Source organism: Variovorax sp. CCNWLW186, assembly GCF_037203865.1.
Taxonomy (GTDB): Bacteria; Pseudomonadota; Gammaproteobacteria; order Burkholderiales; family Burkholderiaceae_C; genus Variovorax.
In genome coordinates this window covers 65842-79074 of the sequence record NZ_JBBCBO010000016.1, presented here as the reverse complement: position 1 = coordinate 79074, position 13233 = coordinate 65842, and the positions used below count along the sequence as shown (strand labels likewise).

The following is a 13233-nucleotide window of genomic DNA, read 5'->3' as shown; positions in this document are numbered from 1 at the left end:
CGAGCACCGCCGCATGGTGACGCGCTCTTCCCTTTCCGAACCCACGCCGCGCCGCGGCTGGCGCTGGGCCTTGTTGGGCATCGTGATCGGCGCACTGCTCGCGCTCGTTCTGTTCGCACCGGCCCGGTGGCTGGCCTCGGCACTTTCCAACTGGAGCCAGGGCCGGCTGCTGCTTGTCAACCCGCGCGGCACGGTCTGGAACGGTGCGGCGGCTGTGGTGCTTGCAAGCGGTGCGGGCGGCGCCGAGGCGGTGTCGCTGCCCGGCTCTCTCAACTGGCGCATGCGGCCGACCTGGAGCGGCATGTTCGCCGTGCTCGACCTGCCCTGCTGCGCGGCCCGGCCGCTCCAGCTCAAGGCCAGTCCGCGCGCGGACGGCATGCAGCTGCAGTGGGGCGACGGCACTTCGCGCTGGCCCGCCACCTTGCTGACGGGCCTGGGCGCCCCCTGGAACACGCTCAAGCTCGAGGGCACGCTCGATCTTTCCACCAGGGCCCTGTCGATGCAGTGGGACGGGCCCGTGCTGCGCATCGCGGGCCAGGCCACGCTCGACGCCACCGATGTGTCGTCGAGCCTTTCGACGCTGAAGCCGATGGGCAGCTATCGGCTCACGCTCGAAGGCGGCAACCGGCCGAGCCTGCTGCTGAGCACGCGCGAAGGCAGCCTGCAGCTGAACGGCAGCGGCAGCTGGAACGGCACGGCCTTTCGCTTCAACGGCGAAGCCAGTGCCGCACCCGGCCGCGAAGACGCACTTTCCAATTTGTTGAACATCATCGGACGGCGTGACAACACGCGTTCGATCATCACCCTGGGTTGATCATGATGAAGCCATTGACTTCGCACGGCAGCCGCCTCGGCATCGTTGCACTTGCAGCGCAGATGCTGATCGCCGCCACCTTCCTGCAGGCCGTGCCGCCCGCGTTCGCGCAAGCCACCAACCCCGATGCGCCGCGCCGGGGCGAACCCATCACGCTCAACTTCGCCAACGCCGACATCGAGGCCGTGGCCCGCACCATGGCGGTGGTCACCGGCCGCGACGTGGTGGTCGACCCGCGCGTCAAGGGCACGATGAACCTCGTGACGGACCGCGCCATTGCACCGGCCGCCGCATTCAACCAGTTCGCTTCCGCGCTGCGCCTGCAGGGCTTCGCCGTGGTGGAGTCCGAAGGGCTCTACAAGGTGGTGCCCGAGGCCGACGCCAAGCTGCAGACACAAACGGTCAATACCGCCACGCCCAGCGCAGGCTCCGTGGCCGGCAACCAGATCGTCACGCAGATCTTCAGGCTCAACTACGAGTCCGCCAATAGCCTGCTGCCGGTGCTGCGCCCGCTCATTCCGCCCAACAACACCATCAACGTGAACCCGGGCAACAACTCGCTCGTGATCACCGACTATGCGGACAACATGCGGCGGCTCAGCCGCATCATCGCGGCGCTCGACGTGCCCAATGCGTCGGACATCGAGGTGATTCCGCTCAAGCACTCGATCGCCACCGACATGCTGCCGCTGATCACGCGGCTGGTCGACGGCAGCGGCTCGGGCGCACCGGGCGCCGCCGCGCCGGGCACGGCCGACGCTTCGTTCCGCACCACCCTCTTGGCCGACCCGCGCAGCAATGCGCTGATCCTGCGCGCGGCCAATCCGGCCCGTGCGGCGCTGGTGCGTACGCTGGTCGAGAAGCTCGACCGCGCGCCGGCCGAAAGCAGCAACGGCGCCGCCGGCAACATCTATGTGGTGTACCTCAAGAACGCCGATGCCGTGCGCCTTGCGGCCACGCTGCGCGCCGCCATGGCCGCCAACCAACTGCCCGGCACGCCAGGCTCGCCCGGCGCCGCGGGCGGTGGCGGCCAGCCGCAGCCGCAAGCCAACATTCCGCAGGCCATGCAGCAGACGAGCCTCAGCGGCCAGGGCGGCTCGGCGGCCGCCAATGCGCCGCTGAACAACGCCAACCAGCCCTCGACCGGCGGGCAGATCCAGGCCGACCCCTCGACCAACTCGCTGATCATCACCGCGCCCGAGCCGCAATACCGGCAGATGCGCGCGGTGATCGACAAGCTCGACGGCCGGCGCGCGCAAGTGATGATCGAGGCGCTGATCGTCGAGGTCAGCGCCAAGAAGGCCGCCAACTTCGGCGTGCAGTGGCAAAGCGCACTGGGCAACAACGCGGTCATCGGCACCAATTCGAGCCTGGCGAGCGCCAACATCCTGGCGCTGACGCAGGCCCTGGCCACGCGCGACGTGGCCAACGTGCGGCCCTCGTCGGGGCTGAACCTCGCCATCGCCGGCAAGATCGGCGGCCAGTACATCCTGGGCGCGATTGCGAACTTCTTCACCAGCGACGGCGACGCCAATGTGCTCTCGACCCCCAACCTGCTGACGCTGGACAACGAAGAGGCCAAGATCGTCATCGGTCAGAACGTGCCCTTCGTCACGGGCCAGTACGCAAGCACCTCGGGTTCGGTGGGCATCAACCCGTTCACCACGGTGGAGCGCAAGGACGTGGGCCTGACGCTGCGCGTGCGACCGACCATCAACGAGAACGGCACCGTGAAGATGACCATCTTCCAGGAGACCTCGACGGTCGACCAGAACACGGTCAGCAACCCCAATGGCCCGACCACCAACAAGCGCTCGATCGAATCGAGCGTGCTGGTGGAAGACGGCGGCCTCATCATGCTCGGCGGCTTGCTCTCGGACGACTACAACAACACGATCGAGAAGGTGCCGCTGGCCGGCGACATCCCGGTGCTGGGCAACCTGTTCAAGAACGAGATCCGCTCGCGCACCAAGAGCAACCTGATGATGTTCCTGCGCCCGGCGGTCATGCGCGACGGCGCCTCGAGCGAGGCTTTTGCGTACGACCGCTACGACGAGATCCGCGGCATGCAGCAGCGCGCGCAGCCGAACACCGACAACATCATGCTGCGCGGCGTCGATTCCGCGCCCGTGCTGCCCGAAGCACCCGCGCCGCGCCCCGACCGCACAAGCAGCAGCAACAGCAGCGAGCGCATCCAGGGCACGCAGCTCATTCCGCCGCCGCGTCCGCCGGCCGACACGCGCAGCCTGCGCCCGAGCCCACTGCGCGGTGCCTTGCCGCCCACGGCCGACCCGACCAGTTCGCGCGAACTGCCCTGAAGCCCCGGCCCGCCGCCTTTACGAAAACGCACCGCTGATCCTGCCCATGCGCCACCCCCTGCCCTATGCGTTCGCACGCAGCCAGCAGCTGCTGCTCGAAGAGGCCGACGACGGCCGCTACACGCTGTGGATGTCGAGCCATCCCTCGCGCAGCGCGCTCGGCGAAGTCACGCGCAAATACGGCGTGCAGGCTTTCGAAGTGCTGGCCGATGGCCCGCTCGCGCAGCGCATCAGCGCGGCCTATGCGCAAGGCGAATCGAGCGCCGCCGCGGTGGTGAGCGAGGTGCAGAGCGATGCCGACCTCTCGCGCATGATGCAGGAGCTGCCGGCGGTCGAAGACCTGCTGGAAAGCGCGGGCGATGCGCCCATCATCCGCATGCTCAACGCGCTGCTCACGCAGGCCGCACGCGACGGCGCAAGCGACATTCACATCGAGCCTTACGAGCGCACCTCGTCCGTGCGCTTTCGCATCGACGGCACGCTGCGCGAGGTGGTGCAGCCCAACCGCGCGCTGCACGCCGCGCTGATCTCGCGACTGAAGATCATGGCCGACCTCGACATCTCCGAGAAGCGGCTGCCGCAGGACGGACGCATCAGCCTTCGCATCGGCACGCGCGCGGTCGACGTGCGCGTTTCCACGCTGCCAAGCGCCCACGGCGAGCGCGCGGTGCTGCGCCTGCTGGACAAGACCGAATCGAAGCTCACGCTCGAATCGGTCGGCATGCAGGGCGACACGCTGGAGCGCTTCGAGCGCCTCATCGCACAGCCGCACGGCATTATCCTGGTGACCGGGCCGACGGGCTCGGGCAAGACCACCACGCTGTACGCCGCGCTGGCCCGGCTCGACGCGAGCCGCAGCAACATCATGACGGTGGAAGACCCCATCGAGTACGAGCTGCCGGGCGTGGGCCAGACGCAGATCAACGCCAAGATCGAGCTCACGTTTGCGAAGGCGCTGCGCGCCATCCTGCGGCAGGACCCGGACGTGATCATGATCGGCGAAATCCGCGATTTCGAAACCGCGCAGATCGCCATCCAGGCCTCGCTCACCGGCCACCTCGTGCTCGCCACGCTGCACACCAACGACTCGGTCAGCGCCGTCACGCGCCTGACCGACATGGGCGTGGAGCCTTTCCTGCTGAGTTCATCGCTGCTGGGCGTGCTGGCCCAGCGCCTGGTGCGCAAGGTGTGCACGGCATGCGGCGGCGCGGGCTGCGAAGTCTGCGGCCAGACCGGCTACCAGGGCCGCACCGGCATCTTCGAGCTGCTGGTGGCCGACGACGAAGTACAGGCGCTCATCCACGGCAAGGCCGCGGAGAGCCAACTCTTCGAAGCCGGTGCGCGCGGCGGCTTGCGCTCCATGCGCGAGGACGGCGAGCGGCTGGTTCAGGCCGGCATCACGTCGCGTGCCGAGCTGTTGCGGGTCACGCGCGAATAATCTCTTCGCTCTGCCATGCCCGCCTACTCCTTCGAAGCCATCGATGCCAGCGGCCAGTCCCGCGAAGGCGTGCTCGAGGCCGACACAGCCCGCAGCGCCCGCAGCCTGCTGCGCGCGCAGGCGCTCATTCCGCTGTCGGTCACGCCGGTCGGCAGCAGCCACATCAATGGCACGGGCAGCGGCGGCCTGCGGCGGTGGCTGGGCGGCGGCGCAAGAATCTTCAGCTCCACCGGCCTCGCGGTGTGGACGCGCCAGCTCGCGGGCCTGGTGTCGTCGGGCCTGCCGCTCGAGCGCGCGCTGACCGCACTCACCGATGAAGCCGAGACCGAGCCGCAGCGCAATCTCGTCGCGTCGCTGCGCGCCGAAGTCAACGCAGGCTCGCCCTTCGCGCGTGCACTCGCGGCCCATCCGCGCGAGTTCTCGGCCATCTATACGGCCGTGATCGGAGCGGGCGAGCAGAGCGGCAACCTCGGCCTCGTGCTCGACCGGCTCGCCGATGACCTCGAAGAGCGGCAGGCGCTGCAGCAGAAGCTCGTCGGCGCGGCGCTGTACCCCGCTATCGTCACCTTGGTCGCCATCGTGATCGTGATCTTTCTCGTGAGCTATGTGGTGCCGCAGGTGGCGCAGGTGTTCGCGGGCACCAAGCGCTCGCTGCCTTTTCTCACCACGGTGATGCTGTCGCTGAGTGCGGCGGTGCGCAACTACGGCTGGTGGATGCTGGGCGGCGTGGTGTTCGCCGCCATTGCCGCCCGCCTGGCGTTGGCGCAAGAAGCGTTTCGCCTGAAGTTCGATGCCGCCTGGCTCAAGCTGCCGCTGGTCGGCAAGCTCGCGCGCGGCTACAACGCGGCGCGCTTCGCAAGCACGCTGGCCATGCTCGCGACCGCCGGCGTACCCATCCTGCGCGCGCTGCAGGCCGCTTCCGAAACGCTCGGCAACCGCGCAATGCGCGCGGATGCGCTCGATGCGCTGGTGCTGGTGCGCGAAGGCGCGCCGCTCGCCTCGGCGCTGGCGCAGAAAAAGCGCTTTCCGGGGCTGGTGTCGATGTTCGCCCGCCTGGGCGAACAGACCGGCACGCTGCCGCTGATGCTGCAGCGTGCGGCCAACCAACTCGGCGCCGAAGTGCAGCGCCGCGCGATGCACCTGGCCACCATCCTAGAGCCGCTGCTGATCGTGGCCATGGGCGGCGTGGTGATGCTCATTGTGCTGGCGGTGATGCTGCCTATCATCCAGCTGAACCAGTTCGTCAAGTAACGCCCGCCAGGGAACCCGAAAAACCTCATGCCCGTCACGCTCGAAGACAAGCTCGTGGTCGCGATATCGTCGCGCGCGCTGTTCAACCTCGAAGAAGAAAACAAGATCTTCGAGGCCGGCGACAACGAGGGCTACATGAAGCTGCAGCTCGACCGCATCGACGTGCCGGCCGCACCCGGCATCGCGTATTCGCTGATCCGCAAGCTGCTGCGCTTCAACGACGACGGCGTGCAGCGTGTCGAGGTGGTCATTCTTTCGCGCAACGATCCCGTCTCTGGCATGCGCATCTTCCGCTCCAGCGCGGCCGCCGACATCAAGCTGCAGCGCGGCGTGTTCACGCAAGGCCGCCCGCCCTTCGGCTACCTGCGGCCGCTGCGCGCGCATCTGTTCCTGTCGGTCAATGCGCAAGACGTGCGCGAGGCGCTCAACGCCGGCTTTCCGGCCGCGCGGGTGCTGGTCGAATCGGTCAAGGCCAGCGATGCCTGGCCCAACGAAGTGCGCATTGCCTTCGACGGCGACGCGGTGCTGTTCTCCGACGAGGCCGAGAGGGTGTTCCAGGCCGAGGGCCTGGACGCCTTCCAGGCGCACGAGCTCAGCAAGGCCGACCTGCCGCTGCCCGAAGGCCCGTTCAAGCCGCTGCTGTCCGCGCTGCATCGGCTGCAGCTGGCGGGCAATGCGCAGATGCGCATCCGCACCGCACTGGTCACCGCACGCAGCGCGCCCGCGCACGAACGCGCGATCCGCACGCTGATGAAGTGGAACATCCGCGTCGACGAGGCGATGTTCCTCGGCGGCCTGCCCAAGGGTGAATTCCTGCGCGAGTTCGAGCCCGACTTCTTCTTCGACGACCAGACCGGCCACGTCGACGCCGCGGCACGCCACGTGCCCGCCGGCCACGTCTCCAGCGGCATCAGCAACGAGGGCTGAGCCTCTCGCTGGGCGGGCGCTTTCGCGGCGCTCCGCTCCCCTGGCGCGCCCAGCGCTTGAGCGTTGTCATCGCTTCTTCATGGCGGTGTAACGGGTTTTCCCTAGTCTTGCGGTCTGTCCGGTGCGCGGTGCCTTCATGGCGCCTTTTTTTTGTCGCATCCGAACCGTCCGTACACGACAACACCAAGGAACCCACCATGCGACTCCCATTCCCCTCCGTGCGGCTCTTTTCCGCACTGGCCCTGGCTTGCGCCCTTTCCGCCTGCGGTGGCGGCGATGGAGGCGGCGGCTTCTCCGGTTTCCCGCCCGGCACCGGCGCACCCACCACGCCCACCAACCCCGAAGTGCCCGCCAATCCGAACCCGCCCGCACCCGACACGGGCGTGAAACCCGAGATGCGCTGCGCGCCTTGAGCGCACCCACGCAACGCCACCGCATCTCCTCATGACCAAACACAAGAAGACCATGAACTCACGCCGCAAATTCCTGCAGGGCACGGCCACCACCGGCGCCGCCGCGCTCGCACTCGCCGCCTTTCCACCCAGCATCCGCCGCGCGCTCGCCATTCCCGCCAACAACAAGACCGGCACCATTCAAGACGTCGAGCACATCGTCATCCTGATGCAGGAGAACCGTTCGTTCGACCAGTACTTCGGCACGCTCATGGGCGTGCGAGGGTTCGGCGACCGCTTCACCATTCCGCTGCCCAATGGCCGCAGCGTGTGGCAGCAACTGGACGACACCGGCAAGGAAGTGCTGCCCTACCACCTCGACGGCTCGAAGGGCAATGCGCAACGCATGACTGGCACGCCGCACAGCTGGAGCGACGGGCAGGATGCATGGGCTGGAGGGCGCATGCATGAATGGGTGAAATACAAGAAAACGGACGAGGCGCCTTTCACCCAGTCGATGGGCTACCTGCAAGAGGCGGAACTGCCATTTCAGTTCGCGCTCGCCAACGCGTTCACGCTCTGCGACGCGTACCACTGCAGCATGCACACCGGCACCAATTCGAACCGCATGTTCCTCTGGACCGGCACCAACGGCCCCACGGGCGCGAACGTGGCCACGGTCAACAACGAGTGGGACGACATCGGCAGCTCCGCCAACGGCTACAGCTGGAAGACCTACCCCGAGCGCCTGCAGGAAGCCAAGGTCAGCTGGATCGTCTACCAGTACATGCCCGACAACTTCACCGACAACTCGCTGGCCGGCTTCAAGCAGTATCGGCTGGCGAACGAAGCCTCGGGCAAGCCGGTGAGCAACAGCGCGATCTCCCCGGCGTACGACCCGGCCAGCGACGACGCCGGCAATCCGCTCTACAAGGGCATTGCCAACACCATGCCCGACGGCGGCTTTCTCGAACAGTTCCGCCAGGACATCAAGAACGGCAAGCTGCCCCAGGTGTCGTGGATCGTCGCGCCCGCGGCCTATTCCGAGCACCCCGGCCCTTCGAGCCCGGTGCAGGGCGGCTGGTACACCCAGGAAGTGCTGGACGCGCTCACCGCGGTGCCCGAGGTGTGGAGCAAGACCGTGCTGTTCATCAACTTCGACGAGAACGACGGCTACTTCGACCACGTGCCTTCACCGGCCGCACCGTCAATCAACGTCGACGGAACGCCGGCAGGCAAGACCACGCTGCCGCTCGAAGCGCTCTCGCCCGAATACTTCAACCATCCGAGCCCGCCCGGCACCGCCAAACAGCCTGCACCCGACGGCCGCGTCTACGGCCCCGGCGTGCGCGTGCCGATGTATGTGGTGTCACCCTGGAGCCGTGGCGGCTGGGTCAACTCGCAGGCCTTCGACCACACCTCGGTGATCCGCTTCATCGAGGCGCGCTTCGGCGTGAAGGAAACCAACATCAGCGGTTTCCGCCGCGCGGTGTGCGGCGATCTCACCAGCGCCTTCAACTTCGTGTCGCCCAACAACGAAGCGCTGCCCACACTCGCAGGCCGAAAGACCAAGGCGCAGGCCGACCAGCTGCGCACGGATCAACAGGCACTTTCGCAAGTGCCGTTTCCGGCGCTGCCGCAACTGCCGCTTCAAGCCAAAGGCACACGCCCTTCGCGCGCGTTGCCGTACGAACTGCACACGAGCGCCCGCATCGACGCCACCGGCGGAAAAGCCCAGCTGCTGTTTGCCAACACCGGCACGGCCGCCGCGGTGTTCCATGTGTACGACAAGCTCAACCTCGACCGCCTGCCGCGCCGCTACATGGTCGAGCCCGGCAAGACGCTGGACGACGCCTGGAACTCGCTGAGCGACAACAGCGGCTTCTACGACCTGTGGGTGCTCGGGCCGAACGGCTTCCATCGCCACTTCAAGGGCGACCTGAACGCGCTTCGCAGCGGCGACGCGGCCGCGCCTGAAGTGCGCGTGTGCTACGACATTGCCAACGGCAACGTGTACCTGGAAATGCTCAACGGCGGCAAGAATGCCTGCAAGTTCACCGTGCGCGCCAAGGCCTATCGCACCGACGGTCCGTGGACCGCAACGGTAGCGGGTGGCGCCAAGGCCGAACTGCATTGGGACCTGGCAAGCAGCGGCGCGTGGTACGACTTTGCCGTGACCTGCGATGCGGACACGAGCTTCGTGCGCCGCTTTGCGGGCCGCGTCGAAACCGGCAAGCACTCGGTGAGCGACCCCGCCATGGGCCTGGCCGACTTGTGAGGCTGCACGCGCAATGAACTCACGCCGCAGATTTCTCACAGGCGCCGCCACCACGGGCGCCGCGGCGCTCGCGGTCTCGGCCTTTCCGCCGAGCATCCGGCGCGCGCTGGCCATTCCCGCCAACAACAAGACCGGCACCATCCAGGACGTCGAGCACATCGTCATCCTGATGCAGGAGAACCGTTCGTTCGACCACTACTTCGGCACGCTCATGGGCGTGCGCGGTTTTGGCGACCGGTTCACCATTCCGCTGCCCAAGGGCCTGAACGTGTGGCAGCAGACCGACGCCAGCGGAAAGCTGGTGCTGCCCTATCACCTGGACAGCCGCAAGGGCAACGCGCAGCGCGACGGCGGAACGCCCCACGACTGGGCCGACAGCCAGAACGCCTGGGACGCCGGGCGCATGTACCAGTGGCCGCGCTACAAGACTACCAAGGCCATGGGCTACCACAAGGAGGCGGAGATCCCGTTCCAGTTTGCGCTGGCCAACGCCTTCACGCTTTGCGATGCGTACCACTGCAGCATGCACACCGGCACCGATGCGAACCGGGCCTTCCACCTCACCGGCACCAACGGTGCAACCGCTAGCGGCACCGCCTTCGTCACCAACGAGTGGGACTGGATCGACGGGCGCCCCGAGTCGGTGAACACCGGCTACACATGGAAGACCTATGCCGAGCGCCTCGAAGAAGCGGGCGTGCGCTGGATCAGCTACCAGAACATGCCCGACGAATGGGGCGACAACATGCTGGGTGCGTTCCGGCAGTTCCGCCAGGCCAACCTCGACTCGGGCTTTCCGGTGTCCAGCGGCGGCAAGCCGAACACGCCCTATGCCGACACCGGCCAGCCACTGCCCTACCGCGCCTACGACCGCGCCACCGACGACGCGAAGAGCCCGCTCTACAAGGGCGTGGCCAACACGCTGCCGGGCACCCGGCCCGAGGACTACCTCGACGCCTTCAGGCGCGACATCCGCGAAGGCAAGCTGCCCCAGGTGTGCTGGATGAATGCGCCGTCGATCTACTGCGAGCACCCGGGCCCGTCGAGCCCGGTGCAAGGCGCATGGTTCCTGCAAGAGGTGCTGGACGCACTCACGGCCGTGCCCGAGGTCTGGAGCAAGACCGTGCTGCTCGTCAACTTCGACGAGAACGACGGCTACTTCGACCACGTGCCCTCTCCTTCGGCGCCATCTCCGGTCGGCGACGGCACCTTTGCCGGCAAGACCACGCTGCCCGCTGCGGACCTGGCTCCTGAGTACTTCACCCAGGCGGCGCCGCCCGGTAGCACCAAGCAGCCTGCGCCCGACGGACGCGTCTACGGCCCCGGCCCGCGCGTGCCGATGTACGTGATCTCGCCATGGAGCCGCGGCGGCTGGGTCAACTCGCAGGCCTTCGACCACACGTCGGTGATCCGCTTCATCGAAGCGCGCTTCGGCGTGAAGGAGCCCCACATCGGCGCGTTCCGGCGCACGGTGTGCGGCGACCTCACCAGCGCCTTCAACTTTGCCAACCCGAACGACGAGCCTCTGCCCACGCTGGCGGGCCGCAGCACTCGCGACCAGGCCGACCAGCTCCGGCTGAGCCAGGAGGCGCTGGGCCAGGTACCGTTGCCGATCGATCCGCAGCTGCCACGCCAGCCGACCGGCACGCGCCCCTCGCGCGCGCTGCCGTACGAGCTGCATGCCAGCGCGCGCGCCGACGCGGCTGCCGGTACGGTGCAATTGCTGTTCTCGAACACAGGCAAGGCGGGCGCGGTGTTCCACGTGTACGACAAGCTCAACCTCGGTCGCCTGCCGCGGCGCTACACGGTGGAATCCGGCAAGACACTCGACGACACCTGGAATGCGGCCGTCGACAACAGCGGCTTCTACGACCTGTGGGTGCTCGGCCCCAACGGCTTTCACCGCCACTTCAAGGGCAACCTGGACGCGCTGCGCACCAGTGGCGCGATCCCTGAAGTGCGTGTGTGCTACGACATTGCCAACGGCAACGTCTATCTCGACATGCGCAACGGCGGAACAAAGAGCTGCAAGTTCACTGTGAGCGCCAAGGCTTACCGCAATGACGGCCCGTGGATTTCGACCGTCGACGGCGGCGCCACGGCCGAACAGCACTGGGAGCTTGCCACCAGCGGCCAGTGGTACGACTTCGCGGTCACCTGCGATGCCGACCCCGGCTACCTGCGCCGCTTTGCAGGCCGTGTGGAAACCGGCAAGCACACGGTGAGCGATCCGGCGATGGGCCTGTCAGATCTCTGACGAGCCTTGCATCGCGGCGGCGCGGGCGTTGCGCGCTACGCCGCCGCGGTGCGAAGCCACAGCTTGCGAACCCTGAACGTCAGCAGCGCCGCGATGCTGACGTTCAGCAGGTTCCACCCAATGCCGTTCAGGAACGCCGCGTGGTAGCTGCCCGTCAGGTCGAAGATCTTGCCCGACATCCAGCCGCCCAGCGCCATGCCGAAGAGCGTGAACATCAGCACCGTGCCCACGCGCGCGCCTGCTTCCGCGGGCGGAAAGTGCTCGCGCACGATGATGGCGTAAGACGGCACGAGGCCGCCCTGGAACAGGCCGAACAGCGCCGAGATCACATACAGCGGCACCAGCCCGTCGAACGGCAGGAACAGAAGCAGCGCCACGCACTGCAGCACGCCGCCCAGCAGCAGCGTTCGCAGCCCGCCGATGCGGTCGCAGATGGCGCCCGACACCAGCCGGCTCACCACGCCGAAGCCCAGCATCAGCGACAGCATCTGCGCACCCCGCGCGGCGCCGTAGCCGAGGTCGCCGCAATAGGCGACGATGTGGACCTGCGGCATGGCCATGGCCACGCAACAGGCCACGCCTGCCACGCACAGCAGGCCCTGGGCCGTGCCCGTGCTGAGGCCGAAGGGCCGCATCATGTTGCGCACCGGCGCCGCGCCGGATGTTGCGCCGATCGGCGCGGCGGCCAATGCCGGCGGCCGTGCACGAAAGAAAAGCGCGAGCGCCGCCATCGCCAGGCCGCAGAAAATGCCCATGCCGATATAGGTCTGACGCCAACCGACCGTCTCGATGAAATGCTGCGCAATGGGCGGCCAGATGGCGCCGGCCACGTAGTTGCCGCTTGCGCACACCGCCACCGCAATGCCGCGCCGCTTGACGAACCACAGCGACGTGTCCGCCACCAGCGGCGCAAAAGCCGCGGCGCTGCCCAGCAGCCCGACCAGCACCGCCTGCGCCGCGATGAAGGCGAAGATGCTGTTGGCCATGCCGCATGCCACATAGCCGACACCGAGGCTCAATGCGCCGATCAGCAAGGGCCACATCACACCGAAGCGATCGGCCAACCGCCCCATCAGTACCCCACCCACGCCGAAGCCGAGCATCAGCAGGGTGTATGGCAGCGAAGCATCGGCGCGCGCAACGCCGAACTCGGCCTGCACGGCAGGCAGCATCACCGACACCACGTACATGCCGCTGCTGCCGACCGTCATGACCAGCAGGGTGATGCCGAGCCGCAGCATGGCATAGCGCGAATCGGCCTGGTGGATGGTTGTCTCTGGTGTTCTCATTGCTTTTTCTCCGCACCGAGAATACCCCCGGATGCGAAGACGCATGGACGCGAGCGCGCAATCCCCGGCGGCACGCGGCCACCTGGCGCCCGTTGCGGCGAATCAGCCTGCGGACAGTGCCGGCACCACGACAATCGCCGAAGCCTTGGGCATCGGCCCACCCGGCTTGGGCTTGTCGTTGCAGCCGGCCGTCAACAGGCCGATGCAGAACAGAAGAACGAAGGCTGTGCTTCTCATGCGGCGGATGCTATGCCCGCTGCAAGGCAAGT

10 protein-coding genes are annotated in these 13233 nt (G+C 67.5%); 8 read left to right on the top strand and 2 right to left on the bottom strand.

Going from position 1 to position 13233, the window contains the following annotated elements:
• Positions 1–13 precede the first annotated feature (13 nt).
• The 8 genes from gspN to V9K97_RS18850 all read left to right on the top strand — a co-directional run bounded on the left by gspN (position 14) and on the right by V9K97_RS18850 (position 11675).
• Positions 14–814, top strand: a complete 801-nt coding sequence (gene gspN / locus V9K97_RS18885) for a type II secretion system protein N (protein WP_337319957.1) — start codon at positions 14–16, stop codon at positions 812–814.
• 2 nt (positions 815–816) lie between these two features.
• Positions 817–3132, top strand: coding sequence for a type II secretion system secretin GspD (gene gspD / locus V9K97_RS18880; RefSeq protein ID WP_337319955.1), 2316 nt, complete (start codon positions 817–819; stop codon positions 3130–3132).
• Between the two features lie 46 nt (positions 3133–3178).
• A complete protein-coding gene (locus tag V9K97_RS18875) occupies positions 3179–4570 on the top strand; it encodes a GspE/PulE family protein (protein ID WP_337319954.1) in 1392 nt (463 codons plus the stop codon).
• Between the two features lie 15 nt (positions 4571–4585).
• The gene (gene gspF / locus V9K97_RS18870; protein WP_337298094.1) at positions 4586–5821 is read left to right on the top strand and encodes a type II secretion system inner membrane protein GspF; all 1236 of its coding nucleotides are present in this window, start codon (positions 4586–4588) and stop codon (positions 5819–5821) included.
• Positions 5822–5848: 27 nt separating this feature from the next.
• Positions 5849–6748: a 5'-nucleotidase gene (locus V9K97_RS18865; protein WP_337298093.1), complete on the top strand. Its 900-nt coding sequence runs from the start codon at positions 5849–5851 to the stop codon at positions 6746–6748.
• A gap of 197 nt (positions 6749–6945) precedes the next feature.
• Positions 6946–7161 (top strand): hypothetical protein, encoded by a 216-nt coding sequence (locus V9K97_RS18860; RefSeq protein ID WP_337298092.1) that lies wholly within the window; start codon positions 6946–6948, stop codon positions 7159–7161.
• Positions 7162–7213: 52 nt separating this feature from the next.
• Positions 7214–9418, top strand: a complete 2205-nt coding sequence (locus tag V9K97_RS18855) for a phosphocholine-specific phospholipase C (RefSeq protein ID WP_337319999.1) — start codon at positions 7214–7216, stop codon at positions 9416–9418.
• A 13-nt stretch (positions 9419–9431) separates the two neighbouring features.
• Positions 9432–11675, top strand: a complete 2244-nt coding sequence (locus V9K97_RS18850; RefSeq protein WP_337319952.1) for a phosphocholine-specific phospholipase C — start codon at positions 9432–9434, stop codon at positions 11673–11675.
• 35 nt (positions 11676–11710) lie between these two features.
• Here the strand turns inward: V9K97_RS18850 and V9K97_RS18845 are convergent, their stop codons facing one another.
• Both V9K97_RS18845 and V9K97_RS18840 read right to left on the bottom strand, forming a co-directional pair.
• Complete coding sequence (locus V9K97_RS18845) at positions 11711–12964, bottom strand: MFS transporter (protein WP_337298090.1); 1254 nt, start codon at positions 12962–12964, stop codon at positions 11711–11713.
• Positions 12965–13066: 102 nt separating this feature from the next.
• Positions 13067–13201, bottom strand: coding sequence for a hypothetical protein (locus V9K97_RS18840; RefSeq protein WP_258504300.1), 135 nt, complete (start codon positions 13199–13201; stop codon positions 13067–13069).
• Positions 13202–13233: the final 32 nt, after the last annotated feature.

What these genes read in the sequence shown, in the direction of transcription:
- gspN (WP_337319957.1), top strand. Translation starts at nt 14, where the DNA reads ATGGTGACGCGCTCTTCCCTTTCCGAACCCACGCCGCGCCGCGGCTGG.
- gspD (WP_337319955.1), top strand. Translation starts at nt 817, where the DNA reads ATGATGAAGCCATTGACTTCGCACGGCAGCCGCCTCGGCATCGTTGCA.
- V9K97_RS18875 (WP_337319954.1), top strand. Translation starts at nt 3,179, where the DNA reads ATGCGCCACCCCCTGCCCTATGCGTTCGCACGCAGCCAGCAGCTGCTG.
- gspF (WP_337298094.1), top strand. Translation starts at nt 4,586, where the DNA reads ATGCCCGCCTACTCCTTCGAAGCCATCGATGCCAGCGGCCAGTCCCGC.
- V9K97_RS18865 (WP_337298093.1), top strand. Translation starts at nt 5,849, where the DNA reads ATGCCCGTCACGCTCGAAGACAAGCTCGTGGTCGCGATATCGTCGCGC.
- V9K97_RS18860 (WP_337298092.1), top strand. Translation starts at nt 6,946, where the DNA reads ATGCGACTCCCATTCCCCTCCGTGCGGCTCTTTTCCGCACTGGCCCTG.
- V9K97_RS18855 (WP_337319999.1), top strand. Translation starts at nt 7,214, where the DNA reads ATGAACTCACGCCGCAAATTCCTGCAGGGCACGGCCACCACCGGCGCC.
- V9K97_RS18850 (WP_337319952.1), top strand. Translation starts at nt 9,432, where the DNA reads ATGAACTCACGCCGCAGATTTCTCACAGGCGCCGCCACCACGGGCGCC.
- V9K97_RS18845 (WP_337298090.1), bottom strand. Translation starts at nt 12,964, where the DNA reads ATGAGAACACCAGAGACAACCATCCACCAGGCCGATTCGCGCTATGCC.
- V9K97_RS18840 (WP_258504300.1), bottom strand. Translation starts at nt 13,201, where the DNA reads ATGAGAAGCACAGCCTTCGTTCTTCTGTTCTGCATCGGCCTGTTGACG.